Annotated in this window: 22 protein-coding genes; 9 read left to right on the forward strand and 13 right to left on the reverse strand. The window is 69.3% G+C overall.

Features of this window, described 5'->3' with window-relative positions:
* Positions 1 to 470: 470 nt before the first annotated feature.
* Both IA22_RS0108505 and IA22_RS0108510 read right to left on the reverse strand, forming a co-directional pair.
* Complete coding sequence (locus IA22_RS0108505) at positions 471 to 992, reverse strand: TspO/MBR family protein (protein ID WP_015575709.1); 522 nt, start codon at positions 990 to 992, stop codon at positions 471 to 473.
* A 165-nt stretch (positions 993 to 1157) separates the two neighbouring features.
* Positions 1158 to 1595: an SRPBCC family protein gene (locus IA22_RS0108510; protein ID WP_014158199.1), complete on the reverse strand. Its 438-nt coding sequence runs from the start codon at positions 1593 to 1595 to the stop codon at positions 1158 to 1160.
* Between the two features lie 427 nt (positions 1596 to 2022).
* On the opposite strand from IA22_RS0108510, the gene IA22_RS37515 reads away from it, so the two are divergent.
* Entirely contained in the window at positions 2023 to 2265 is a 243-nt protein-coding gene (locus tag IA22_RS37515; RefSeq protein ID WP_014158198.1) for a DUF6411 family protein, read from the forward strand.
* Positions 2266 to 2657: 392 nt separating this feature from the next.
* Positions 2658 to 3302, forward strand: a complete 645-nt coding sequence (locus IA22_RS0108520) for a dihydrofolate reductase family protein (RefSeq protein WP_030123191.1) — start codon at positions 2658 to 2660, stop codon at positions 3300 to 3302.
* 173 nt (positions 3303 to 3475) lie between these two features.
* Here IA22_RS0108520 and IA22_RS0108525 read toward each other — a convergent pair whose 3' ends face one another.
* Positions 3476 to 4036, reverse strand: coding sequence for a TetR family transcriptional regulator (locus tag IA22_RS0108525; RefSeq protein WP_030123192.1), 561 nt, complete (start codon positions 4034 to 4036; stop codon positions 3476 to 3478).
* A 115-nt stretch (positions 4037 to 4151) separates the two neighbouring features.
* On the opposite strand from IA22_RS0108525, the gene IA22_RS0108530 reads away from it, so the two are divergent.
* Positions 4152 to 4844 (forward strand): SDR family oxidoreductase, encoded by a 693-nt coding sequence (locus tag IA22_RS0108530; protein WP_015575713.1) that lies wholly within the window; start codon positions 4152 to 4154, stop codon positions 4842 to 4844.
* Between the two features lie 315 nt (positions 4845 to 5159).
* Here IA22_RS0108530 and IA22_RS0108535 read toward each other — a convergent pair whose 3' ends face one another.
* Positions 5160 to 6593 (reverse strand): endo-1,4-beta-xylanase, encoded by a 1434-nt coding sequence (locus IA22_RS0108535; RefSeq protein WP_030123193.1) that lies wholly within the window; start codon positions 6591 to 6593, stop codon positions 5160 to 5162.
* A gap of 540 nt (positions 6594 to 7133) precedes the next feature.
* On the opposite strand from IA22_RS0108535, the gene IA22_RS0108540 reads away from it, so the two are divergent.
* Complete coding sequence (locus IA22_RS0108540; protein ID WP_030123194.1) at positions 7134 to 8600, forward strand: non-reducing end alpha-L-arabinofuranosidase family hydrolase; 1467 nt, start codon at positions 7134 to 7136, stop codon at positions 8598 to 8600.
* A gap of 76 nt (positions 8601 to 8676) precedes the next feature.
* Here the strand turns inward: IA22_RS0108540 and IA22_RS0108545 are convergent, their stop codons facing one another.
* The 6 genes from IA22_RS0108545 to IA22_RS0108570 form a co-directional block, all read right to left on the reverse strand.
* Positions 8677 to 8985, reverse strand: coding sequence for an SCO5918 family protein (locus tag IA22_RS0108545; RefSeq protein WP_014158192.1), 309 nt, complete (start codon positions 8983 to 8985; stop codon positions 8677 to 8679).
* Between the two features lie 53 nt (positions 8986 to 9038).
* Positions 9039 to 9443 carry a CBS domain-containing protein gene (locus IA22_RS0108550; protein ID WP_014158191.1) on the reverse strand — a complete coding sequence of 135 codons (405 nt, stop codon included), beginning with the start codon at positions 9441 to 9443 and terminating at the stop codon, positions 9039 to 9041.
* Between the two features lie 370 nt (positions 9444 to 9813).
* Complete coding sequence (locus IA22_RS0108555) at positions 9814 to 10017, reverse strand: cold-shock protein (RefSeq protein WP_030123195.1); 204 nt, start codon at positions 10015 to 10017, stop codon at positions 9814 to 9816.
* 598 nt (positions 10018 to 10615) lie between these two features.
* Positions 10616 to 12394, reverse strand: coding sequence for a ThuA domain-containing protein (locus tag IA22_RS0108560; RefSeq protein ID WP_030123196.1), 1779 nt, complete (start codon positions 12392 to 12394; stop codon positions 10616 to 10618).
* Positions 12391 to 15210, reverse strand: a complete 2820-nt coding sequence (locus IA22_RS0108565) for a PQQ-dependent sugar dehydrogenase (RefSeq protein ID WP_030123197.1) — start codon at positions 15208 to 15210, stop codon at positions 12391 to 12393. The genes IA22_RS0108560 and IA22_RS0108565 overlap by 4 nt, the downstream gene beginning before the upstream one ends.
* 438 nt (positions 15211 to 15648) lie before the next feature.
* A complete protein-coding gene (locus IA22_RS0108570; protein WP_015575719.1) occupies positions 15649 to 16032 on the reverse strand; it encodes a hypothetical protein in 384 nt (127 codons plus the stop codon).
* A 630-nt stretch (positions 16033 to 16662) separates the two neighbouring features.
* Between IA22_RS0108570 and IA22_RS0108575 the strand changes: the two genes are divergently transcribed.
* A complete protein-coding gene (locus IA22_RS0108575) occupies positions 16663 to 19710 on the forward strand; it encodes an AfsR/SARP family transcriptional regulator (RefSeq protein ID WP_030123199.1) in 3048 nt (1015 codons plus the stop codon).
* Positions 19711 to 19888: 178 nt separating this feature from the next.
* Here IA22_RS0108575 and IA22_RS0108580 read toward each other — a convergent pair whose 3' ends face one another.
* The 3 genes from IA22_RS0108580 to IA22_RS0108590 form a co-directional block, all read right to left on the reverse strand.
* Entirely contained in the window at positions 19889 to 20374 is a 486-nt protein-coding gene (locus IA22_RS0108580) for a hypothetical protein (RefSeq protein WP_245229554.1), read from the reverse strand.
* Between the two features lie 586 nt (positions 20375 to 20960).
* On the reverse strand, positions 20961 to 21983 hold the full coding sequence (locus tag IA22_RS0108585; RefSeq protein WP_030123201.1) for a hypothetical protein: 1023 nt from the start codon (positions 21981 to 21983) through the stop codon (positions 20961 to 20963).
* Entirely contained in the window at positions 21980 to 22270 is a 291-nt protein-coding gene (locus IA22_RS0108590) for a tautomerase family protein (protein WP_014158182.1), read from the reverse strand. The genes IA22_RS0108585 and IA22_RS0108590 overlap by 4 nt, the downstream gene beginning before the upstream one ends.
* A 290-nt stretch (positions 22271 to 22560) precedes the next feature.
* Between IA22_RS0108590 and epsC the strand changes: the two genes are divergently transcribed.
* The 4 genes from epsC to IA22_RS0108610 are packed head-to-tail and all read left to right on the forward strand — an operon-like array spanning position 22561 to position 25849.
* On the forward strand, positions 22561 to 23271 hold the full coding sequence (gene epsC / locus IA22_RS0108595) for a serine O-acetyltransferase EpsC (RefSeq protein ID WP_014158181.1): 711 nt from the start codon (positions 22561 to 22563) through the stop codon (positions 23269 to 23271).
* A 43-nt stretch (positions 23272 to 23314) separates the two neighbouring features.
* Entirely contained in the window at positions 23315 to 24298 is a 984-nt protein-coding gene (locus tag IA22_RS0108600) for a PLP-dependent cysteine synthase family protein (protein ID WP_014158180.1), read from the forward strand.
* A 2-nt stretch (positions 24299 to 24300) separates the two neighbouring features.
* A complete protein-coding gene (locus tag IA22_RS0108605) occupies positions 24301 to 24855 on the forward strand; it encodes a cupin domain-containing protein (protein ID WP_014158179.1) in 555 nt (184 codons plus the stop codon).
* A gap of 43 nt (positions 24856 to 24898) precedes the next feature.
* Positions 24899 to 25849 (forward strand): DMT family transporter, encoded by a 951-nt coding sequence (locus IA22_RS0108610; RefSeq protein ID WP_014158178.1) that lies wholly within the window; start codon positions 24899 to 24901, stop codon positions 25847 to 25849.
* The last annotated feature ends 257 nt before the right edge of the window (positions 25850 to 26106 follow it).

Raw genomic sequence — 26106 nt, forward strand, 5'->3', positions numbered from 1 at the left:
CGACCACATGCCGACCGTGTCGCGCGCGCTACCCGGCCCGCACCGGCCTCACGACCGAACAGAAGCGATCAAGGCTGCCGTCCCGCGATGATTGATCATGCCGATCCGGCCTGTCAACAGTTCCCCGGCGGGCCGGGAGGACGGAGATACGGTCGCTTGGGCGGCTTGTCCTGTCCCGGGGCATCCGTGGTCTCCGCCCCGGGTGTCGGTGGTCCGGCCGAGCACGTTCCCCCGACCGAGCCGCCGATCCGCGCGCCTGCCGCGCGCCGGGCGACACCCACGTCAGATGCTGCTCCTACCGCTCCCCCGGGCGAGGAGCAGCCGACCACCGGTGGCACACAAGGCCCGAGACCCGCCTGCCTCCCCGCCCCGGCCTGTGCGCGCCGGTCGAACCGCGTCGGCTCGCCAGGATCCTCACCGCCCTGACGACGGGGCGCAGCGGTCCCCCCGGGACCCGCGCACAAACGTGCTCACAGGTGATCTCGCCGGCGCGGGTTGCGTCGCACGAGCGAGACGTTCAAGGCGGTGGCGAAGAGGCACCAGGCGGCGTAGGGGGTGAGGGCGGCGGCAGCGGCACGGTCGGTGGCCGCCATGCGGCGGATGAGGTGCACGTTGCTGACATCCAGCAGCAAGGTGCCGGCCAGCCCGGCCTGCGGGCTCCTGCGGCGGAAGAACAGTTGGTTCCACGCCGCGTTCAACACCAGGTTCACTCCCACGCCGGCCGCCAAGCGGGAACGCTCGGAGCCCCGGGCACGGCTGAGCCCTCGGCCGGCGGCCCACGCCACAGACGCGTAGAGCGGCGTCCACACCACGCCGAATGCCCAGGACGGCGGCTGCCACTGTGGCTTGTCCAGCGCCTTGTACCAGGCGCTGTCCGCGTCGACGGCCCGTGCGCCCACGACCGCCGTCGCGGCCACGGCCGCCGCGGCGGCAGCGTAACTCTTCCACTTCCGGTGCGTTCCCGGCTTCGAACTCTCGCTGGTGCTCTTCACGGAAGGACGTATGCCCGGAATCAGAGCAGTTCCACACCCCTGTCACCGACCGGGGTATGTGCCGCTGCGCGAAGGACGGAGCTCGTCCCCGTCAGCAGCGAGAGACCGGGCAAGGAGAGCTCGCGTGTGACGCCGGGGGTCGGCAGCTCCGATTCCGAGCAGACGTCAGGCCGCGTTCCTTTCGATCGCGGCGGGCATGCTGACCGTGATCTCGTCGCCCAGTCGCTCGAATTCGCGGCGCAGGAAGGGGTCGGCGAGTCGCGCCAGGCCGTGGAACCGGATCGTCGCGCGGTAGGTGATGACCGTGGAATCCCCCTCGGTCCGGAAGCTCAGGTCGTCGCGTGAGGTGGCGGTCTTGTTCGTGCCGACGAAGACCACATGGTCATCCGTCAGCGTGACCAAGCGGTACGTGAGTTCCGTGCGCCGGCCTCGGAACTCGGAGACGTTGTGCCACTGAGCGCCTTCGACCGGCGGGCCGCTGTCGATGCGGTCGCATTCCTGCGTCCCGGGGTCCCAGTCGACCGCATGGGAGAAATCGGCCAGATAGCGCACGACCTCAGCCAACGGGCGCCGGACGGTGACCTGTCGTTCCACATGGACCATGGGGACTTCCTTCTTCACGCCTGCCGAGCACGGGGATGGGGGTGATCACGACAAAGCTACAGGTGCGGCCGCACCCGGCGGACCGCCCCCGACGAGGTTCGAGCCCGGACCCGACGGCCGAAGCTGACCCGACTGCCCCGTCGAAGGAGTGCAGGCTGTCGCCCGGTGCGCCCGGTCGAAGGCGGCGCGCACGGACCTTCGGCCGCTGGAGCGGGTGAGGACAGGGGGACGTAAGGCAGCCCTCCTGGGCACGAGGGGCCGGCTCACCGGCAGCACGATGTTCTCCTGCCAGGCGCAGCAAGGACCGGCCGGACGCGCGGGACGACCACGCGTCCGAGAACGCCCGCGGGCTTTCCACCGAAAGCGGTGACGCATACCGGTGGAGCGGGAGGGCACACGGCAGGACACATCAACCTGGGAGACCTTCATGGTGATCGTTGGCATTGTCGCTGTCTGTGTGGTTCTGGCCGTTCTTGCCTTCTTCGTGCCTCGGCTGTCCCGCCACCCCGAACGCGGGACCCAGCGAACCCTCGGGGCCGGCTCGCGCGCCGGGGGCAAGGCTCCTGGGGTGCTCGGCCGCCTCTTCAGCAAGCCGTTCCGAAGCAGCTCCAAGGCCGTGGGCAGCAGCGGCTCCGCCGGGCGTCGGGCCCGCAGCCGCATGCCGTTCTGACACGTTGTCGGCTCCGGCCACGACACGGACCGCGGGTGACGCGAAGCGTCCCTCTTCGAAGGCGGTAACCGGTTCGGCCCCGTAGTCGGGCGGGAGGTCCCGCCCGACTACGGGGCCGAACTGCACTCCGCACGGCGGAAGGTGGCGCAACGATGCGCCGCGGTGGCAGGGTACGCGCCGTTCCCCGCCGGGGCCGGGCCGGCAACGGCCGGCGCCCCGGTCGTCACAGGTTCACCGGTTCGGTGGTGCCGTTCGGTGCGATGCCCGCAACGTTTTCCGACACGCTTCGGAAAAACGTTGCGGGCCGCTGTCGATCCGGCCACGTCCCGTTCGACGTGATGATGTGCGGCCCTTCGCCGCACGATGGCACGACAGAACGAACGAGGACACACGTGGATCAGCTGCTGAGAGTGATGAACTTCAACGTCTCGAGTGACGGCATCGGTGCCGGTGAGCACCAGAGTCTCGAGCGGCCGTTCGGCCTGGACAGCCCGGAGAGGCTCTTCGCCTGGGCGGGGGCCACGGCGAGCTGGCCCATGCGTACGGACCCTGGGGGGAGCAGGGGCCTCGACGACTACTTCACCCGGGACTTCGCGCGCGACATCGGCGCCGAGATCATGGGCCGCAACAAGTTCGGGCCTCACCGGGGTCCCTGGCAGGACCATGACTGGCGCGGCTGGTGGGGTGACGAGCCCCCGTTCCGGACCCCCGTGTACGTCATGACCCACCACACGCGTCCGTCGTTCACGCTCGCAGACACCACCTTTCACTTCGTCGACGCCGACCCGGCCACGGTCCTGGATCGGGCGCGGGGGGCGGCGCAGGGAAAGGACGTGCGGCTCGGTGGTGGGGTCACCACCGTCCGGCAGTTCCTTGAAGCAGACCTCGTCGACACCCTGCATGTGGCGGTCTCGCCGGTAGAGCTCGGTTCCGGGCTACGCCTCTGGGAGTCCCCCGACGAGTTGCTCGACCGGTTCCACCTGGAGGTCGTGCCCAGCCCGAGTGGCGTGATGCACCACCTGTTCTGGAGAAGGTGACGCGAGGGCCCCGTTCTATCGAGCTGCGGGCTGCGGGTGCACCGGTACAGAGGACGCGTATCCGCAGCCCGGCGAAATCCCAGGCCGCCGGCAGCGGCCCCCTTCCTCCGCCTGACCGCGGACGCCTATCGGCCCACGAGCGCGGTCGGTGTGCACCCGCATCGCACCCGTGATCAGCCTGCTTCGGTCAGGGCCGCGCGTCCGGCGGCAAGGATCTCCTCGGAGAGCGGGGACCCCTTGGTGGCCCGGGACAGGACCAGCGCACCGAACAGGGTGCACAGGCGGACGATGCCGTCCTGGTCGTCGTCGGCCAGGAAATCGGCGAAGTCGGCCACACCCTCCGCGTAGACGTGACGGGCCTCACTCCCGCCGCCCTCGCGGGCGATGTCCGTGGCGAGCGCGGCGACCGGGCAGCCGTCCGCCGGGGCGTCGCGGTGCTCGTCGGAGAGGTAGGTGTCGATCAGCGCCTGCCGGGCGGCGGCGTGCTGTCCGTGGTGCCGCTCGAGTCCGGCGCTGTGGCGCCGGGCGAGCTCGGCGAAGGCGTGGGCGGTCGCCTCGTCGACGAGCGCCTCCTTGGAGGCGAACTGCTTGTAGAAGGCACCGTGGGTCAGACCGGCCGCCTTCATCAGGTCGGCGACGCTGACCTGCATGCCCTGCTCCCTGAACAGTCGGGATGCGGTGTCCACCACCCGCCTGCGGTTCTCCTCCGCCTGCGCCTGCGATACGCGGCCCATGACCATCTCCCATTTGGATGTCGACTGGCATCTATCATAGACCCGTGTTTAGATTATGTACGTAATCTAATGAACTGCGGGTGGCGGACGGCGCCCGCCACGGCCAGGAGCTGACATGGAACTCAAGAACGCGGTCGCAGTCGTCACCGGTGCCAACCGGGGTCTCGGGCGGCATCTGGCCGTCCAGCTCGTCGGGCGCGGCGCGAAGGTGTACGGCGCGGTCCGACGCCCCGAGACGATGGAGGTGCCGGGCGTCATCCCGCTGCAGCTGGATGTCTTGGACGAGGTCTCGGTCCAGGAGGCCGCGCGTGCGGCGTCCGACGCGACGCTGCTGATCAACAACGCGGGCATCTCCACGGGCGCGACGCTGATGCGAGGCGACATGGCCGAGGTGCGGCGGGAGATGGAGACCAACTTCTTCGGCCCGCTCACCGCCACTCGCGCCTTCGCCCCCGTCATCGAGGGCAATGGCGGCGGCGCCGTACTCAACGTCCTGTCCGCCCTGTCCTGGTTCCACCCGGCCGCCCTCGGCTCCTACTCCGCCTCCAAGGCCGCCGCCTGGGCACTGACCGGCGCCACCCGCGACGAGCTGGCGCCTCGCGGCATCGCCGTCTCGGCGCTGCACGTCGGCTACATGGACACCGACATGGCCGCCGACGTACCCGCCGACCAGAAGGTCGCCGCCGCCGACGTCGCGGCCCAGGCCCTGCACGGGATCGAGACCGGGCTGCCCGAGATCCTCGCCGACGAGACAAGCCGATATGTCAAGCAGGGCCTGTCCGCGGCACCCCGGCCGAACGCGGGCTGACGAGGGCGTCCTGCTCAAGGTCCACGCGACGGGAGGTGAACGCGCTGGGCCTGGGCCCGCAAAGAAGATTTCACGCGTCCAAGAGCCCGGCGAAGCTCGCGCGCGGACCGGGACTGCCTGCGAGCCTGCCTCCCGCGATGCACGGAGCCGGCGGGCTTCCGGCGCACCCGGGCGACGCCGTGCGCAGGGTGAGCCCGGCGAAGGGCGTGTTCCGCCGCGCGGGCCGGCCCCCGGGAGGGACCGGATCCGCCGGGTCGAGCACACCGATCACCCCGGACCGCCGCCGTGGCGGTCCGGGGCGTCATGGCGCTTCCCTCAGGTGCGCGTCCACCGCTGGTTGCTGCCGCCCGAGCAGGAGTAGAGCTGGATGAGGGTGCCGTTCGTGGTGCTGCCCCCCACGGCGTCGAGACAGAGGCCGGACTGGACACCGACAATGGAACCGTCGGAGTTCAGGCGCCACTTCTGGTTGTCGCCACCCCAGCAGCTGTAGATCTGGACTTTGGTGCCGTTGCCGGTGCCGGCGGCGTCCAGGCACTTGTTGCCGTAGACCTTGAGTTCGCCGGCACCGCTGAGGGCCCACTGCTGGTTGGCGGCGTTGCCGCAGTCCCAGAGCTGGAGCTGGATACCGTCGGCGGTGCTGCTGTCGGGTACGTCGAGACAGCGCCCGGAACCGGCGCCCTTGATCTGTCCGGAGCCCTCGGGCGGTGTGGTGGAGCCTCCACCGTTGAGTGCGGCGAGGACGGTGGTGTAGGCGGCCTTCTTGCTGCCGTCACCATTGAACAGCAGCGGCGTGTCCTGCGACCGCCAGGAGTCGGTGTCGCGCACACCCCAGACGGTGATGCCGAGGCAGCGCGGTACGGCGAGGCAGTCGTTGGTCACGTTGGCGTAGGTCGAGGCCGAGGCGCCCTGGATGTCGAGTTCGGTGACGGCCACGTCGACGCCGAGGGCGGCGAAGTTCTGCAAGGTGGTCCGGAAGTTGCTGTTGTAGGGGCTGCCGCTGTTGAAGTGCGCCTGGAACCCGACGCAGTCGATCGGCACGCCGCGCTGCTTGAAGTCCCGGACCATGGAGTACATGGCCTGGGTCTTGGCCCAGGTCCAGTTCTCGACGTTGTAGTCGTTGTAGCAGAGCTTGGCCGCGGGGTCGGCGGCGCGCGCGGCGCGGAAGGCGACCTCGATCCAGTCGTTGCCGCTCCGTTGCAGGTTGGAGTCCCGCCGTGCGCCCGAACTTCCGTCGGCGAAGGCCTCGTTCACGACGTCCCACTGAACGATCTTGCCCTTGTAGTGGGCCATCACGCCGTTGATGTGGTCGGTCATCGCCTGGCGCAGCGCGCTGCCGCTGAGGTTCTGCATCCAGCCGGGCTGCTGGGAGTGCCAGGCCAGGGTGTGGCCACGCACCTGCTTGCCGTTCTGCACCGCCCAGTTGTAGACGCGGTCGGCGGAGCTGAAATTGAACTGGCCCCGCTGCGGTTCGGTGGCGTCGATCTTCATCTCGTTCTCGGCCGTCACCATGTTGAACTCGCGGCCCGCGATCGTGGTGTACGCGGAGTCGCCCAGCTTGCCGGAGGCGATGGCGGTGCCGAAGTAGCGGCCGCTCTGCTTCGCCGCGGCGCCGAGCGTGCTCTCGGCGGCGTGGGCGGAGGGCGGCACGACCAGTGCGGCGACCACTCCGAGGCTGCCGACGAGCAGCGCTAAGAGAAGATCGTGGATCTTCCGCCGGATCGGCGCTTTGGGGACGGTGCAGGAACCCATCACTGTGCCTCCAGGATTGAGATCGGGAGAGGGCCGAGACGCAGGGAATGCGCCACCCTTCCCCGGTGGACAGACGGACACCACAGGCCGGACCGGACGGAATCAGCCGCCCACGCCACCCCGGATGTCCGAAATCTCGAACCGCGGCCGGTTTCTCAGACAGGATGGTGGGCTTATTGACGGTGGATCGTCAATACAACTGCAGAAGTTTCTTTCAGTAACTCGAAATTTTCGACACCAGGAAAGCGGGCTGCGAGGCGGTCGGGCAACCCGGCCAACAGTCCGTCCAGAGCCGCCAACTGGGCATTCATCAGATCAGGACGTCGCCCAGGTCGAGCGCGGCAGCCCGTCACAACAGTGGGAGCGAGGCCTTTTGTGGGCAGATCGGCGCCAGGTCTTGACCGAACGGCCTCACATTCCTAGCTTGTGGCGTCACAGCATCCGAGGACTTTCCGAAACATTTCGAGACTGTCCCCTCCTCATGCGATCCGCTGCCCATGAGATCGCCCCGGCCCGCTACTGCCATAAGGAGCCTCCCTGATGTGGTTTCACCCCCCGTCCCGAGTCAGCCCGACGCGCTTACTCGCCCTGCTTGCGCCTTTGCTGCTCGTGGCCGCCTTCCTCGGGGCCCAGCCGGCCGCCGCGGCGCCCGTGGACCCCGGCACCTCGTACGTGCTGGTCAACCGCGGCAGCGGCAAAGCGCTGGACGTCTACAACATGGCGACCGATGACGGCGCCCGCATCACCCAGTGGACCAGGAACGACCAGACCCAGCAGCAGTGGCAGTTCGTCGACTCCGGGGACGGCTATTACCGCATCAAGTCACGGCACTCCGGCAAGGTCCTCGACGTCCACAACTGGTCCACCGCGAACGGCGGCTCGATCGTCCAGTGGACCGACCTACTCAGCACCAACCAGCAGTGGCGGCTGGCCGACAGCTCGGACGGCTACGTCCGGTTCATCTCGCGCCACAGCGGCAAGGCCCTCGAAGTGCAGGGCGCTTCCACCGCCGACAACGCAAACATCGTCCAGTACGACGACTGGGGAGGCGCCAACCAGCAGTGGCAGCTGGTCAAGGCCGGCGGCGACAGCTCCGGCTCGTGCGATCTTCCGTCCGCCTACCGATGGACGTCGACGGGGGCGCTGGCGCAACCCAAGCAGGGTTGGGTCTCGCTCAAGGACTTCACCGTGGCCCCTTACAACGGCAGGCAGCTCGTCTATGCCACGACGCACGACACGGGGACGAGCTGGGGGTCGATGAACTTCGGGCTGTTCACCAACTGGTCGGAGATGGCCTCGGCCGGCCAGAACACGATGTCGGCCTCCACCGTCGCGCCCTCGCTCTTCTACTTCGCGCCCAAGAACATCTGGGTGCTCACCTACCAGTGGGGCGGAAGCGCGTTCTCCTACCGGACGTCGAGCGACCCCACCAACCCGAACGGCTGGTCGTCACCGCAGGTGCTCTTCTCCGGAAGCATTTCCGACTCCAAAACAGGGCCCATCGACCAGACGATCATCGGTGACGGGACGAACATGTACCTGTTCTTCGCCGGTGACAACGGCAAGATCTACCGGGCCTCCATGCCGATCGTGAACTTCCCGGGCAGCTTCGGCGCGACATCGACCGTGGTCATGAGCGATACGACGAACAACTTGTTCGAGGCCCCGCAGGTGTACAAACTCCAGGGTCAGAACCGCTACCTCATGATCGTCGAGGCGATCGGCTCGCAGGGCCGCTTCTTCCGCTCGTTCACAGCAACCAGCCTCAGCGGCTCGTGGACGCCTCAGGCCGCGACCGAGAGCAACCCCTTCGCCGGCAAGACCAACAGTGGCGCCACCTGGACCAATGACATCAGCCACGGCGAACTGCTCCGCACCAACGCCGATCAGACGATGACCGTCGATCCCTGCAATCTGCAGTTGCTCTACCAAGGGCGGAGCCCCAACTCCGGCGGTGACTACGGCCTTCTCCCCTACCGTCCGGGTCTGCTGACACTGCAGCGCTGACGGGACGTCACCAGTCCGGCTCCGATACGGAGACCGACGGGCGGGCACGGCGCAAAGCCGAGTCCGCCCGTCGGTGTCAGGCCACGGGGGCACCAAGCATCGCGGACGCCTGCTGCAACGGGTCGAGAACCTGACTGCGTGCCGGGGCCGGGGCTGAGCCGGGGCAGGTGAAGCCGAGCTGTCTCATGGCCCGCAGGACTTCCCCTGCGCTGAAGTCACGGCGATCCTGGCGCGTGATGACCTGGCCGACCTGTTTGACGGGGTAGGTGCGCCGACCGATGATTACGGACTCGCCGACAGCGTGCTCGGGCTTGACGCCTCTCATCGCTTCCAGGACACCGCTCCTGGTGAGGTCGAACGGGAAGCGGGCGATGACACAACGCATGATGCCTCACAGGGGAGAGAAAGGAGAGGAAGCTGTTCTGCCGCCGAGACGGCTCAGCGGGCCAAGGCCAGGACGCCCAAGGCACTGCCGTGCTCGTCGACCACAGGCAGGGCGTCAACCCGGCTGTGGCGCATCACGTGCCCGGCTTCGGCCATGGTGGTCACCGGCGAGGTGAACGGCCCGCGCTCCTCGAGGATGTCCCGCAGCTGAACCCTGTCCGAATACGACGAGCCGTCACGGGCTGCTGTGAGCTGAGCCCGGGCGACCAGTCCGGTACACAGGCCGCTGTCGTCACAGACAAGCAGATGCCCGGTACGGGCAGCGGCCATGACGGACAAGGCCACCTCGACGGTCATGTCGTCACAGACCTGCGGTCCAGCGGTGTCCATGAGGTCGGCCACCGTGCCGTGCACGGCGATGGAAGTCGTCGGGCGGGGGTGTGTCTGAACCAACGTCAAAAGGTGCCTCCTGCAGAGATGGGTCGGCTTCCTGATCACGAAATTCTCATGCGATCGCGTCAAGGGCGAACTTCCACGGAACCACCAAGAAATTCCCCCACGCATTACATTACAGAGAACACAAGGAACAGACCTGCCGGGAATGTGGGAATGGTCTACGTGCCGTGAAGTCCGATGCGGGACGACGGTGGCGGAAAATCGAGTCGCACGCCACGTGAAATCCGGATGTCGACCGGCTTCGACTCCGGAGATTCACGGCCCCTCGACGGGACAAAGGGGACGCTCAGGGGAGAGCGGTGCGGGATACACCCGATAGCTGGGGCCCACACCCCACGGGGTGTGGGCCCCAGCTACGAAGTACGCGACAGCGTCAGGCCGGAACGATGTTCTCGGCCATCGGACCCTTCGGCCCCTGCGTGACGTCGAAATTGACCTTCTGGCCTTCGAATAGCTCAGGAAGGCTCTGGGCTGCGATGTTCGAGAAATGGGCGAACACCTCAGCACCGTCACCGTCCTGCTCGATGAAGCCGAAACCCTTGGCTGCGTTGAACCACTTCACGGTACCTGATGACATAGCACGTCTCCTTCGGGGCAGTGCGCCGGGATCCCGATCGCAGGTATCCGGGTCGCCGCGATGATGCCCCAACCGGAAAAATGACCGGCAGTAAAAGCGCTTCCAGAGGCCGAGATTTCCGGCGAAGGCGCTTGAAGTTCGGGAACCACAACTGCAACTGAGATCGACAGTAGCACGAGGTCACGGATTCTGTACGGAAAATAATTCCTCTCTGTTGCTGGCCACAGAAACGCTCCCCCACGCGGCGCGTCGAACCCTCATCTCACGGCCACAGATATTGACTTGTCCTGAGCGGAGCGTTTCGGAAGAACAGTGCGGGTCACGGTCGGAGGGGCCGATGCTCCCGGTCCGGCCGTGCGGTCGGCGTCGGCCCCTCCGGGACGGAGGTGACTCCCGGGGCACGGCAGCCGCACCCTCGACCGGTGCATGCCCATGGGTGGCGTCGCGGTGGCGATTCACCGACGCGCCCGGCGATCCGGGTGCCCAGGGAACGGCGGCAGGGCGTTCCGGCGTCGCGCCCTGCCGCCGTCACCGGCCCTTGCGGGGCCGGCCCGCCACCTGCACCCTTCCGTGCCGGTGGCGGTGTCCAACGGGTCACTCAGCTGGGGAGGACCCGTTTCTGGTTGGCTCCGGTGCCGCACGTCCACAGATGGAGCCTGGTACGGTCCGCCGAGGACACGCCCTCCGCGTCGAGACACTTTCCGGACTGCGGGTTCCGCAGCGTCCCGTCAGCCCCGGGTGCCCATATCTGCGCCCCGGACCCGTTGCATCCGTAGAGCTGCACCTTGGTGCCGTTCGCCGTGCCACCACCGCTGACGTCCATGCACTTGCCCAGCGCCCGCAGTGTCCGGTCCGCGGCGACCGTCCACCTCTGCGCCGCCGTCCCGTTGCACGTGTACAACTGGATCTGTGTCCCGTCCGCCGACGCGGCCCCTGCCACATCCACGCACTTGCCGCCGATCCCTGTGACCGCGCCCTCCCGGGGGCCGGGGGAAACGCTCAGTTCCTTCATCCGGACGTTCCGGAAGGACACGTCGTCACCGTCTCCGTGGTTCTGAAGGCCGATGTGGCCCTGCTGGAGGCTGCGGGCGGGGTCGGTGTTGGTGAAGTCGTTGATCCGGTGGCCGTTGAGGAACACCTGGAGGCGTTCGCCTTCGACCCGTAGCTCGTAGGTGTTCCACTCCCCCGGTGGGTTCAGGGCCGCGTCACGGGCGGGGAGGTCGGCGGACTTGAAGCCGTAGACGGAGCCGGTGGTGCGGTCGGGGGTGTCGGTGGCGTCGATCTGGATCTCGTAGCCGTGGTCGACGGCCGACCAGGGGTCCTCGGAGGCGGGGAAGCCCACGAAGACACCGGAGTTGTCGTCGCCGGCCTGGCGCCAGTCGAGTTTCAGGGAGTATGCCGAGTACTCCTTCGCCTGGTACCAGAGGAGACCGAGGCCGCCGCGCGAGGTCAGGGTGGCGTCGGATTCCGCGAACGAGCCCGGACCGGCCTGCTTCCAGCCGGTGGTGCCCGACGTCCCGTAGAGCGGGGTGTAGCCGGTCTCGGGCCTGCAGTCGGCTTCGGTCAGTTCGGCCGCCCAGCGGATGCCGCCGAGCAGATGGCGGCGGAAGGCCGGGTCACCGTACGACTCCTCGGTGTGGCCTCCGCCCGTGTAGAAGGCGCGCCCGCCGGCGTAGTCCTTGCACCAGGCGATGGGGTGGTCGCCTCCCATGCTGCCGCCGCTGTAGCTGGTCTCGTCGAGCGAGGCCAGGACGTGGGCCGACGTTCGGGGGTTGGTGCGGTAGTCGTACCACTCGTCGGTCCTCTGCCAGACCGGACCGAGGTGGGCGGTGGCGTCGTGGGCCCGGTCCTCCACCTTGATGCGGGCGGGCTGGACGGCAGGGTGGGACTGGAACAGGGCGCCGGCCAGGCCGGCGTACCAGCTCCAGTCGTACTCGGTGTCGGCCGCCGCGTGCACGCCGACATAGCCGCCTCCCGCCGCCATGTATCCCTCGAAGGCGGTCTGCTGGGTGGGGTCGAGGACGTCGCCGGTGGTGGAGAGGAAGACGACGGCTTCGTAACCGGCGAGGTTCGAGGGGGTGAAGGCGGCGGGGTCCTCGGTCGCCGTGACGGTGAAGTTGTTCGCCGCGCCCAGCTCGCGCAGGGCGGTGACACCTTCGTCGATGGAGGAGTGGCGGAAGCCGGCGGTCCTGGAGAAGACCAGTACGTCGTACGCGGGATCGGCGGCGGTCTGCGCACCGGCGGACACCCGTGGTGCGAGGGCGGAGGGCTCCGACGCCGCGGCCGCGGCCGTCGCGGGCAGGGCGGCGACGCCGAGCAGGCCGCAGGCGGCCCAGCGGGCGAGGCGTACGAGAGGTCCGGCAGGTCGTCGGCTCATGGCAGGATCCACTTCTGGTTGGCGCCGGTCCCGCAGGTCCACAGGTGGAGCCTGGTGCGGTCCGCGGAGGAGACGCCCTCGGCGTCGAGGCACTTGCCGGACGCCGGGTTCTTCAGGGTCCCGTCGGCCTGCGGGGTCCACTTCTGGGCCCCGGAGCCGTTGCATCCGTAGAGCTGGATCTTGGTGCCGTCCGCCGTGCCGGCTCCGCTGACGTCCATGCACCTGCCGAGGGCCCGCAGGGTGTCGTCGGTGCCGACCGTCCACTTCTGGGCGGCCGTCCCGTTGCAGGAGTAGAGCTGGATCTGTGTCCCGTCCGCCGTGGCCCCTCCGGCCACGTCGACGCACTTGCCGCCGATACCGGTGACGGCTCCTTCGCGGGGTGCGGCTCCGGACGTGGTGACGGTGAACTCGTCCACGTCGAAGAGTGCCCCGCTGCCGCCCTTGAATACGAGGTGGAGCGTGGTGGTGCCGGCCGGCCGGTCGGTCAGGTTCGCGGAGACGTCGCGGAACGTCTCCCAGCCGCCCGTGACCGGAACCGCCACGGATCCGAGCAGGGCTCCGGTGGGCGAGCCGGCGCGTACTTCGAGGGTGCCGCCGGCGCCCGCCGAGGAGACGCGGGCGGTCAGCGCGGTGGCGTTGTCGAGGGCGTAGGGCTTGAAGGAAATCCAGTCCCCGTTCTCGATGTTGCCCACGGTCCTGCCGCCCCGGGCCGCCGCGTGGCTGATGACGGACACCCCGGCGGAGCCTCCGTAGTGCTCGGCCTGGCGGTGGCTTGGCTGGCTGATGTGCTCGTCGTGCGTGGTCAGGGCGGGCTGTCCGTTCGCGCCCTTGTCGGTGTACTCGGCGTCCCAGACACCGAAGATGTTGGCGTTGGGATCGTGCTCCCCGTCGGCGATGGTCTGCACGGTGCCGGAGCATCCGGTGGCCGAGGTCTGCGGATGGCCGTGGCTGTCGTGGCCGATGATGAAGGTCACCTTGACCTTCGAGCAGTCGACGGTGCCGTCCTCCGGGTCGGTGACGGTCACCCGGAACGGCACCGCCGCACCCGGGTCGATGATCCTGCCGTCGAGGGGCAGTTCCAGCTTCACCGTGGGTGCCGTGTTGCCGACCGTCACGGCCACCGAGGCGGTCGCCGTCCGGCCGGTGCCGTCGGAGACGGTCAGCTCGGCCGTGTACTGCCCGTCCGCCGTGTAGGTGTGCGACGGGCCGGCCGCCGTGGATGTGCCTCCGTCACCGAATTTCCAGGCATAGGTCAGCGGGTCGCCGTCGGGATCGGAGGTTCCCGCGGAGGAGAAGCGCACGGTGAGCGGGGACGTGCCCGAGGTGCGGTCGGCCGATGCCTGGGCGAGCGGGGACCGCCCTCCGGTGACGTTCTCGATGCGGTAGACCGCGCTGTTCTCGTCCCCGTTGAAGTAGCCGGTGCCGTAGTCGAGCACGTACAGCGCGCCGTCGGGCCCGAAGGCCATGTCCATGACCTGGGTGCCCTGCCATGGGAACGCGTTGACGGACTGTACGGTGCCGTCCCCGGCCTGCTCGATACGCTTGATCCACTTGCGGCCGAACTCACCCGCGAAGAAGTCTCCGTCGAAGCTCTCGGGGAATTTGACGGGTGAGGTGGAGGCCGCGTCGTAACGGTAGACCGGACCGCCCATCGGGGACTCCGATCCGCTGCCGAACTCCGGGACGGAACCGCCGTCGTACGGGATCCACGCGGGCTGGGCCGCGGGGAGGTCGGTCAGCCCGGTGTTGTTCGGCGAGGTGTTCCGGGGCGCCGAGCAGGAGAAGGCGGCGCCGGAGGCCGAGGTGGCGAAGTTGTAGTCGGCGTAGGCGTCGTTCCTGCCGGTGCAGTAGGGCCATCCGTAGTTCCCGGCCTTGGTGATCCGGTTGAACTCGACCTGTCCGGCGGGGCCGCGTGCCGCACTCGCGGTGCCCGCGTCGGGACCGTAGTCACCGAGGTAGACCACGCCGGTGGGTTTGTCGACGGTCATCCGGAAGGGGTTGCGGAAGCCCATGGCGTAGATCTCGGGCCGGGTCCTCGCGGTGCCGGGGGCGAAGAGGTTACCCGCGGGCACGGTGTAGCTCCCGTCGGCGCCGACCTTGATCCTCAGCACTTTGCCGCGCAGGTCGTTGGTGTTGCCCGCCGAGCGCTGGGCGTCGTAGGCGGGGTTGCGGGTCGGCCGCTCGTCGATGGGGGTGTAACCGTCGGAGGCGAAGGGATTGCTGTCGTCGCCGGTGGACAGGTACAGGTTTCCCTGGGCGTCGAAGTCGATGTCTCCGCCGACATGGCAGCACAGCCCCCGGCTGGCGGGAACGTCCAGGACCTTCTTCTCAGTGGCGGTGTCCAGGGTCCCGTCCGTCCTCAGTACGAATCGGGAGAGCCGGTTGACGCCGTCAAAGGGCGCGAAGTCGGCTGTCGAGCCGTTCGCGGGTGCGTCTCCGGCGGGCGTGGAAAGCTGCGGAGCGTAGTAGAGGTAGACGAACCGGTTCGTGGTGAAGCCCGGATCGACTCCGACGCCCTGGAGGCCCTCCTCGTCGTGCGTGTAGACGTTCAGCCTGCCGGCGACCTTGGTGGTGCCGGCCGCGTCGGTCAGGCGCAGGGTTCCGTCCCTCGATGTGTGCAGGACGGACCGGTCGGGCAGGACGGCGAGCGTCATCGGTTCGCCCGTCTCAGCCACCCCTTTGGCGAGGGTGACCTGCTGGAACTCGGCTGCTGCGGGGGCTGCTCCGGCCGGTTCCTGCTGAGCGCCGAGGGCACCCGCGGCAGCGAGCAGGGTACTGGCTAGCGCCGCGAGGGGCCGGTTGAGTCTCCTGTGCACGCGCATCCTCCGTGGGTCAACGGGGCTGGGTGGTCTCGCACAGGCGCGCGCCGTCGCGCCGGGGACACGGACGCCGGGGAAGGGAGGCGCACGGGCCCTTCTAGTCAGGTACAGGTCAGGAAGGTAATGGCTTTTTCGCCGACTAGAAACCCCTTTGGCACCTCAGGTCCGAACTTTTATCCGTGGGGGGACAAAGTGCCTGCGTCCGTGGTCGACCGGCCGCGCGGGCGGGGAGCGGAACCGGGGTCGGCCGGGGCAGGGCCACGTCTTCGGCGCGTCGGGGCGTCCTGCACCCGCGAGCCGGGCAGCGGGACGTCGTCTCGCTGACCGCAGCGCTCGGAAAGGGCCGTCGGCCCGCCGCACAGGCAGAGGTTTCGCTCCGGCACCGACCGGCGCAGGCTGCCACCACCGGGGAACGCACCGGCATACAGCGTGCGGTCAGCCCGCCGGTCCGAGCGTGAGGACGTGTCCGCACCTGGGTTCCCTCGCCGTGGGGAGGATGCGCATGCGGCGCAGCAGATCGCGGGTGGCGCGAAGGGTGAGGGTGCTGCGCCAGGTGATACCGGGGTGGAGGGACCGAAGGTGTGACAGGGCACGCGTCCCGAGCCCGGTGGAGTGCAGCCGGCCGTCGATGTCCACGCCGCTGATCACACCCTCGCCGCAGGCGGTGCAGATCCGGTAGCGGATCTGGCCGACGACCTTGCGGACGTGGACGAGGAGCAGACACTCCTCCCCGGGTCCGGCTTCACCGGGGACCTGGGCGGAGAGGAACTCGATGCCACGGTAGGCGAAGATCCTCAGGCGCAGTCGCCTGCCGAACACCGGCCGGCGTCCGTGTCGGGCTCTGCGCGAGGGCGCCTTACGGACGGAGCGGACGGGGAGACCCATGGGACGTGCGTGCTCTCCGGACATGGGCCTCGTGTGCCCGCCCGTCCGCCTCCCACTCCTCACGCTCCTCACGCCTCACCCGCGTCCGGTCCTCGTGTATACGTCGCGGCGAGGGCAGCGGGGGCCGGCCGGCGTATGCGGACGCGCCGGCTGACAGCATCACGCGGGCGACGGGTCGCTCCACACATCTGACGATGCGTGCGGGCCGCTCACCGCCGGAGCGGCGTGACCGCGGTGGAGGTGCGGCTGCCGCAGGCCTGCGCGGTCCGGCGAGGCGGGCCCCAGGTCCAGAGATGAATATGCCGGAAAAGGGGTCCTGCGGTCGCGGTCACGGGTTCCCCGCGTCGTCGGGCCGCGTGACAGACGGGTCAGCAGCGGTGAATGTTGACAGTAAATCAATTCTGTACGACAAACGTTGCCTTGTGGCCATTAAGCGGAGGGCCGTCTTGCCGCCCGCCTCGCCGCCCTGGTGTGATGAACCATTCGGACCGGCAGGACTGGGAGCGTCGGCATTCGTGGGGTGGCAGCAGACGCCGCTCCAAGGCCCGCTGGAGGGAAAGTTACATGGGCGAGGACGCAGGGGAACACAGAGTGCGGTTCCGGATTCTGGGCTCGTTCGAATGCTGGGACGGGACGGAACGCGTACGGGTGGGCGGCCCGGTGCACGAGAAGGTTCTGGTGACTCTCCTGCTGGAACCCCAGCGTGTGCTTCCCGTCTTCCGCCTGGTGGAGGCCGTGTGGGACGAGAACGCGCCCGCGACCGCCGCCCACCAGGTACGTAAGGCTGTGGCAGAGCTCCGTCAGCGCATCCCCGACGGACGCAATCTGATCGTCACCGAGGGGCCGGGCTACCGGGCACTCACCACGCCTGACCAGGTGGACCTCAGCCGGTTCACCGAGGGACTGAAACAGGCCAGAGAAGCCACGGCCGCGGGACGGAGCGCGTTCGCCGCCACGGCACTCCGTGAGGCGCTCGACCTGTGGCGGGGACCGCTGCTGTCGGGCAGCGGCGGATCGGTGCTCTCGGCCGCCTCCGCAGCCCTGGAGGAACGGCGCCTTTCGGCTGTCGAGCAACTCTTCGACTTACGGCTCAGTTCAGGGGAGAACAGCGAACTCGTCGGCGAGATAAGAGAGTTCATCGACTCGCATCCACTACGTGAAACTCTGCGCGGCCAACTGATGCTGGCCCTCTTCCGGTCCGGCCGCCAGGCTGAGGCGCTCGAGGAGTTCGCCAAGGTCCGCGAGTTCCTGATCGACGAACTCGGCATCGGCCCCGGTGACTCACTCAGCGAACTGCACAACGCCATACTGCGCAACAGCCCGGATCTCGCGGCTCCACCGCAGGCCGCCCCGGCTGCGTTCGCCCCGGAGGACAAGCCTTCCACCCTCCCCTACGACCTGCGCGACTTCACCGGCCGGGAGGCGGAGGTCCGCGAACTGCTCGGGTTCGTGGAGGAGGCGCCAGGCACGGGACCTCTGATCATCGCCATCGACGGCATGGGGGGCAGCGGCAAGACGTCCCTCGCGGTACGGGCCGCTCATCAGCTCGCCGACAGCTACCCCGATGCCCAGCTCCACCTCGACCTGCGCGGGTTCACACCGAGCGGACAGCCCCTCAGCGCGGGCGCCGCAGCCGAGGCCCTTCTCCGGACTCTGGGCGTGCCGGGCGACCGGATCCCGGACGACGCCGAGGGGCGCATCGCCCTGTGGCGCCGCACCATGAGCGCCCACCGCATGATCCTGCTGCTCGACAACGCCCTGGACGAGTCCCAGGTGAGGCCGCTCCTCAGCTCGCCGACAGAAACCCTCGTACTGGTCACCAGCCGCAGCCTCCTCGCGGATCTCGACGCCGCGCACACCATCTCGCTCGGTGTCATGCCGCCCGGCGACAGCGTCGCCCTCGTCGAGGGCGTCCTCGGCCGCACCCGCACCCGCGCCGAACCGGAAGCCGTCGCACAACTGGCCGAGCTCTGCGGCCATCTCCCGCTTGCCCTGCGCATCGCCGCCGCCCGGCTGCGGAAGCGTCCCCGATGGACCGTCCGCTACCTCGTCGACCGGCTCCGCGACGACGCCCACAGGCTGGCCGAGCTCAACTCGGGCGAGCGCAGCGTCGAGGTGACCTTGAGGCTCTCGTACGAGGGTCTGGCCGCCGAGACCCGGGAAGCGTTCAGGATGCTGGGCCAGCATCCGGGGACCGAGATCGACGTGTACGCGGCCGGCGCACTGCTGGACAAGGGCACCCGGGAGGCGGAGGGGGTGCTGGAGTACCTCCTGGACATGCATCTGCTCCAGCAGCACGAGACCGGTCGTTACACCTTCCACGACTTGGTCCGGAGCTTCGCCCAGAACCTCTCGCGCGGCAGTGCGGGTGCCGGCTCCGGCGGGGCGGGCGGGGGCGGAGGTGACGAGGAGGCCGCGCAGGCAGTGCGCCGGCTTCTCGACTTCGCCCTGGCCGCCACGGACGCCGCCTGCGACATGCTTTTCCCCGGGCGTGTCCGGATAGGCCGCCCCGAACACCTGTCGCCCGCAGAACTGCCCCCGCTCAACACCCCTGACCAAGCCCGGGAGTGGCTGGAGAGGGAGCAGGACTCGCTGCTGGCCGCCGTCTCCCTCGCATACCGCTGGGAGCTGGACAGCCACGTCGGACTGCTCGCCGCCAACGTTGTCTTTCCACTCGACCTTCGTGGTCGCCTGGAGGAATTCCGCGAGCTGAGCCGCACCGCGATCTCCGCTTCCCGCCGAGTGGACGACCCGGCCCTGTTGCGGCTGAGCCTGTCCAACCTGGCCGTGGCCTGCTGGAAGCTCGGCCGCTTCGAGGAGGGCATAGAGTCGGCGGAGGAGGCGTTCGGGCTGGCTGTCGCTCTCGCCGACCGGCGCGGTGAAGCCAAGGACACCGGCGTCCTGGGCCTCCTGCTCGGCGCACTGGGCAGGTACCACGAAGCACTCCCCCGGCTGGAACAGTCCATCACCATCAAACGGGAGCTCGGGGCGGAGCGTGCCGAGGCCGAATCACTGACCAACCTGAGCAACCTGTACTCCGAGTGGAGGCGATTCCCCGAGGCGGTGGAGGCGGCCACCCGTGCGGTGACACTCTCGCGCAGCATCGGTTCCGTCGACAAGGAAGTCGAGGGGCTCATGGATCTGGCGGTCGCCCGCTTGGGCCTGGGCGAGATCGAGGCGGCCGCCGATCTGCTGGGCCGTGCCCGCAAACTGGCGGTGGACGTCATGTCGCCCGCCGACATGTCCTTGGTGCTCGCTCTGTCCGCGGAAGCCGCCGACCGGCTCGGCGAGAGCAAGCTCGCCGGCGAATGGGCGGAATCGGCAATGCAGCTGGGGGACCTGAGCGGCGCGCCGATGCGTGAGGCCGCGGTCGGCAACATCATCGGGCGGCTGCACGCCCGCAACGGCCGCTACTCCTTGTCCCTGGACCTGCACCGGTACGCCCAGGAGGCGGCATCCGGGATCGGCTACCGGGTGGAGGAGGCGCACGCGCTCGCCGGAGTCGCGCACGCTCTGGAGGAACTCGGCGAACACGATGAGGCTCAGGCCCGTCTCCGGACGGCGAACGAAGCGTTCGAGGCCATGGGGATTCCTGCGGACCTGGCGCCCTGACGCCCTGGCGAGTCCGATGCTGAGCGGGACCGGCCGCTCGGAACCGTTCCTGGCGGTCACATCCCCGACGCCAGGAGCGCGGTGTCCCAGCTCTTGATCCAGGCGGCACCGGTCTGTCCGCGGGAGGCCGAGGCTGCGTCGAGACGCAGCTCAGGCCTCGGCTCTCGGACCTCGGTTCTCAGGCGGCGAAGTTGGGGCCCTCGCCGCTGGACGAGGGAGCCACGTTGGGGCCCTCACCGTCCGACACCGGAACCACGTTCGGCCCCTCACCATCCGACACCGGAACCACGTTCGGCCCCTCACCATCCGACACCGGAACCACGTTCGGCCCCTCACCATCCGATGCCAGGGCCACGTTCGGCCCCTCACCATCCGACACCGGAACCACGTTCGGCCCCTCACCATCCGATGCCAGGGCCACGTTGGAGCCCTCACCATCCGACACCGGGACCACGTTGGGGCCCTCACCATCCGACACCAGAGCCACGTTCGGGCCTTCACCCGAGTCGAAGACGAAGGCTTCGACGCTGGTGCCGCCGTGCAGGAGCAGGTGCGCAGCGGCCTCGGAACCGATCTGGGAACCGCTCGTCGAACTCGTCAGGTCACCGGACCCGCCGCTGACCGAGAGGACGATCGCCGTAAGGATTCCCGCCGTCGCGAGCACCGAGTTCCGCATCTGAATCCCGCCTTCTGAAGTGGTTCTGCCTGGGCTTTCCTTCTGACAGGAATGACATTCGCGTGTCCCGCTCCCGGGTCGTTCCGCTTCGGCTACCTGTTGCCGGACGCGGGCCGGGAACGCAGCGGGAAAGCCTCTGCGAAGGCCCGAGACCTGTTGCCGGTCGCGCTCCCGGAGGCGGGGAGCCAGGAGTGAGGGGCGCGTGTGAGTGGTCTGTCGAGTGGTCCGCGCCCAAGGGAATCCCGCGGCATCCGGCTCAGCGGCCTGTGTCTCAGGAGCCGGGCCGGCCATCATGCGGGGCGGCTCCGCCCTCAGGCTCCGCGGCAGCGCGTGTGCAGGGCAGGGACGTGTGGGGGCGTCGGTATCAAGGGGAGCGTCGGGCGTGCGTCGAGGCTCCGTCCGCTGCGGCAGGCGCATCGCGGTCCTACCTCGCCGCAGGGGTGTTCAGCCGGTCCCGGCCGGCCGCCCAACGCAGAAAGCTCGGCCGGGATGGCCCGGCCGAGCTTTCTGCGACGGATCCTCACGGCCCGGCCGGCACGATCACGTGGGGCGAGGCACTTCGGTGAGCGGCCGGTCAGGCAGGCCCTTCACCGGCCGCAAGGAGACCGGCGGAGGCCTGGCAGTCGAGGACAGCGTCCCTGCGGGCGGCCAGTTCGGCAGGGGTGAGGGCGGTGAGGAGGGCGTACCCGTCCCGCACCTCCCGTACCTCCGGCAGTGCCGTGCCGTGGTCCGGCGCGTCGGACGGGCCGGGCGACGGGACGGCGGCGGCGCAGCCCACCATCACGGGCGCGTCCAGGGGGATGCCCGAGAGGGCGCGGACGAGTTCACGTTCCGCCATGAGTCCGGTTGTCAGTTCGATCAGCCGGGAGGCGGGCCAGCTCGCCTGGCGTGGAAGTGATTCGACGACGCGCGGCCCCTCGTCGGTACGGGCGACGCGGGTGAAGGCGTACCCGAACTCGTACCCGGCCAGATCCAGGAGGCCCGTGGCCAGGGCCCGGATCTCCGCTTCCTCCTGCCGGGTGAGGGGCGCGGGGAAGGTGTGGACAGGCGCACCGCGAAGATCCGTGCCGGCGGTCGCGTCACCGGTGACCGGATCGGGCACGGAACCTGCGCAGGTCGCCTCCTTCCCCGTGTAACGCAGTTCGACGATGCCGGTGACCCGGTGCATCCCCTCCACCGTCAGCGTCTCGACGCCGTATTCGATGTCGTACGGCGGTGGTGTGTCCCCCGGCCCGGTGGGCAGGGCCAGCGCTTCCCACTGGGGCCCGCTGCGCGTCAGCAGGCCCCTGATCTGTGATGCGTCGGCGAGCAGCCGTGCGGAGGCGGCCGGGTTCGGCGACACGCCGAGACGTTCCGCCGTCTCCAGTACGGCGGGCAGGGTGCTCGCGTTTCCGCAGGCGATCAACATGCCCACCTGGTGGGTACGGACGGTCTCCACCAGGTGGTCGCGCAGCTGGTCATCCGTGAACCCGGTCGTCTCGGCGATCGTGACGACGGGGAATCCGGCCTCCTTCGCCTCAGCCACCAGCTTGGGCGTCGGACAGACGAGGAGCAGAGGCCTCGGGTCGGAGGACCCGAGGCCGACGGACGCTGTCATGGCTTCTGTCCCCCGGCGTCCTGCGGGGCGGGCGGAACGGTCGCGTAGGTCGAGGGACGTTCCGCGGCGGGCGTGGGGGCGGGCTCGTCGGCAGGGCCGGGAACGAGCTCGTCGGCGAGCCGGCCGCCCTTCCCCCAGTGGTCGGGGTCCACGTCGCGCACGATGACGGTGACGGCGTCCTCGGGGCATCCCGCTATACGGGATACGCAGGCGGTCAGCTCACCGACCAGTTCCTGACGTCGGGCACGGTCGTTGCCTTTCCACCAGTCAACGGAAATCACAGGCACGGGGAGCTCCTCTGCTCGCGGTGAACCACTTGGCGGGCGTGGCCGGCGCACCGGCTCACGGTCGCCGGTGCGCCGATGCGCAACCGGGTGGTGCTCAGGTGAGTGTGGGAGCAGCCGTTCCCGAATGTTTCCCGCCACGTTCCCTTCTTGTTCCGTCGAGGGCTCCGGCGGCCCCGGGAGACGGGAACGTGCCGGACTCCGAGGGACGGGAACGTGCCGGGACTCCGGCGGGAAGGCCGCCCGGCAGGCTCTGTTCCAGTCAAGAGGCCCACCCCGCCACTGGAGCCACGATGAGCCTGTTCAGTCCGACGAAAGCGGAGTCGAATCCGCCCTCCGGCCCCGCGTCCAGCACCGTCAGCGCCGGGGCCTCCGGAACGGCGTGGGCCACCCCCGCGTCCGCCACACCCCGTCTGCTGTCCGCCCTCCGCGAGGATCTCGGTGTCGTCGTGGCACGCGACCCGTCCGTGCGGGGCAAGAAGGAAGCCATTCTCCACCCGGCGCTCACCGCGTTGTGGGCGCACAGGATCGCCCACCGCATGCACGGCCGCGGTCTGCGGATCCCGGCGCGGCTGCTGGCCCGGTGGGCCCGCAGGGTGACCGCCGTGGAGATCCATCCCGGCGCCGTCCTCGGCCGTCGGGTCTTCATCGACCACGGTGCCGGGGTGGTGATCGGCGAGACCGCCGTGGTCGGCGACGACGTGACGATGTACCACCAGGTCACCCTTGGCGCGGTCGGCTGGTGGAGCGACAACAAGCGGCCCGAGGGCGACCGTCGTCACCCCGTCGTCGGGAGTGGCGTGATCCTCGGCGCCAACTCCACCGTCCTGGGGCCGGTGACCGTCGGTGACCGTGCGGTGATCGGCGCCCAGGCCCTCGTCAACAAGGACGTACCCCGCGGTGCCCGGGTGCTCGCGCCCACCGCCGTCATCAAGGAGCCCGGCCGCCGGCCGGAGCTGATGGAGGACGTCTTCACCGTCATCGCCTCCTCCGGTTCCTGGTGACCCGCCCCAAGTCCCTGCCGACCGACTCCCCCGATTGCGAGAGATGAGAACCGTGCCCACCATCACACAGGCCCCCTCGGCCCACACCGCCCCCGCCCGCCCGGCCGTCGCCTCGCGTATCGAGGAACTCGTGGGCTCGACCCCGCTGCTGGAGCTGCGTCTGCGTGACCTGGCGCCCGGAGCGCGGGTGCTGGCGAAGCTGGAGTTCGCCAACCCGATGTCGTCCAGCAAGGACCGTGCCGCCCTCTACATGATGCGCGCCGCGGAGAGGCGCGGCGCACTGCTGCCGGGCGGTACCGTCATCGAGGCCACCTCCGGGAACACCGGGATCTCGCTGGCCGCGTTCGCCGCCTCCCGCGGCTACCGCTGTGTCATCGTGCTCCCGGACAACGCCACGACCGAGCGGGTCAAGCTGCTGCGCGCGTTCGGAGCGGAGATAGTCCAGACGCCGAGCGCGCTGGGCTACCCGGGGGCGATCGCCGAGGCGGAGCGGCTGCACGCGGCCACGCCGGGTTCCTGGTTCCCGTGCCAGCACGAGAACCAGGACAACGTCCGGGCGCACTACGAGACCACCGGCCCCGAGATCCACTCCGCCGTGGCGGCCACCGGCAGCCGTATCGCGGCCTTCGTGTGTGCGGTCGGCACCGGGGGCACGCTCACCGGCATCGCCCGCCACCTCAAGGAGCAGGATCCGGACGTGCGGGTGATAGCCGTCGAACCGGAGAAGTCGCCGATCCTGTCCCAGGGGTACGCGGGCCAGCACCGGATCCCGGGGCTCAACGGCGGTTTCGTCGCCGAAACGACCGATGTCTCGCTGATCGACGAGGTCCTGACGGTGTCCGACGAGGACGCCCTGGTGACGGCCCGCCGACTCGCGATCAGCCAGGGGCTGTTCGCCGGCGTCTCTTCCGGTGCCGCCGCCTATGCCTCCGAGGTGGTCGCCCGCAGGCCCGAGCTGACCGGAAGCGTCGTGGTCACGCTGCTGCCCGACACGGGAGAGCGTTACCTGAGCATGTGGGAGAGCTGAGCATGAGTCACGCGATGTTCCGTGCGTACGCGGACGCGGTGAAGGCGGAGATCGGAACCGCCACGACCACGCGTTTCATCGCACTCGCCGAGACCACCGACGGGCGGTTCGGGCTCTTCCACCACTCGATGCTGCCGGGTGCCGGCGGCGCCGACCCGCACTACCACTCGCGGATCTCCGAGTCCTTCTACGTGCTGACGGGTGAGGTGCGTCTGCACGACGGCACCGGCTGGCGCACGGCGAGAGCGGGTGACTTCCTGCACGTCCCGGAGAACGCCGTGCACGGCTTCCGCAACGAGAGCGACTCGCTCGTCGAGATGCTGATCATCTTCACTCCCGCCGAGCACCGTGAGGGGTACTTCGAGGGTCTGGCCGGTCTTCTCGCCGACGGGAACCGCCCGTCGCGCGAGGAGATGGTCGCCCTGATGGAGAAGTACGACCAGTTCGAGGTCGATGCCCCCGACACGGATCACGACCACCCGCACGGGAACGACCCCTCGCACACTCACGGCCCGGACGGCACCCACCACCACCCGGTCCCGCACCATCACCACTGACCGACGGGCGTCATTCGCCCTGTCCCTCCGAGGAGAACACCGCATGAATCTCGTCAACTGGGGCCGTTTCGGCCTGCTGGCCGCCCTCTGGGGCTGCAGCTTCGCCTTCATCAAGATGTCCCTGGAGGCCTTCGCACCCCTCCAGCTCGCCTCGGGCCGGCTGATCGTCGGCGCCCTGGTCGTCCTCGGCATGCTCGCCCTGAAGCGGCTGACCCTGCCCTCCCGGAAGCTGTGGGGCCACATCGCCGTGGCCTCCGTCTTCGGTAACGTCATCCCCTTCACGCTCTTCGCGATCGGTGAGCAGCACACCACCGCGACCATCGCCGGGGTGATCCAGGGGGCGACCCCCCTCATCACCATGGGTGTCGCCGCTCTCGCGCTCTCCGAGGAAAGGCCGACGACCCGCAAGGTGGCCGGACTGGTCGGAGGGTTCATCGGACTGATCGTGGTCGTCGGACCGTGGAACACGGACGGTTTCGGCACGCTCGGCGGGCAGCTCGCCTGTGTGGGCGCCGCGGCCAGCTATGCCGTCAGCTTCGTCTACATCCGCCGCTTCATCGGTCCCCACAAGCTGCCGGCGCTCTCGGTGACCGCGGCCCAGCTGAGCGCGGCAGCCGTCATCACCGTGGTGGTCACCACGTTCATGACCGGATGGACGCTGCACGGCGACCTCACCGCCAAGCCCCTGCTCTCCCTGCTGGTCCTCGGCGCCGCCTCCACCGGTATCGCGTTCGCCCTGCTCAACCGTCTGATCGCGGACGCGGGTCCGACGACGGCCTCGGGTGTGAACTATCTCGTGCCGGTGTTCTCCGTGATCGTCGGAGTGCTGGCCCTGGGCGAACCGCTGACCTGGAACGTGCCGGTGGGCGGCATCGTCGTGATCGCCGCGCTCGCCGTCGCGGAGGGGCGCTTCTCCGCTCTGCCGTGGCGTGCGAAGCCGGCACCGAAGACACCGGTCGCGGCAGCTCGTGTCCCGGAGAAGGCCTGCCCGTAGACACAGCGCGGCACACCACACCGAGCCGGGGCCGGCGCGGACACCCATGAGGGGTGCCCGCGCCGGCCCCGTTGTGCGTGGACCTCCACCCGAGGATCCTCAACTCCCTTGTTTTACATGGGTGTTGAGACCTCCTTGAGGGTCCTCGCGATACGGGGTGGTTCCCGGTCATCTCCTTCTCCCCGGTAGCGAAGCGGGAGTACGGCGGGACCGGCCGGAGCGAGCCTGAGGTCACAGGACGAGGACGGGTCCATCCC

The organism is Kitasatospora papulosa (assembly GCF_000717245.1).
In the GTDB taxonomy this organism is placed as follows: domain Bacteria; phylum Actinomycetota; class Actinomycetes; order Streptomycetales; family Streptomycetaceae; genus Streptomyces; species Streptomyces papulosus.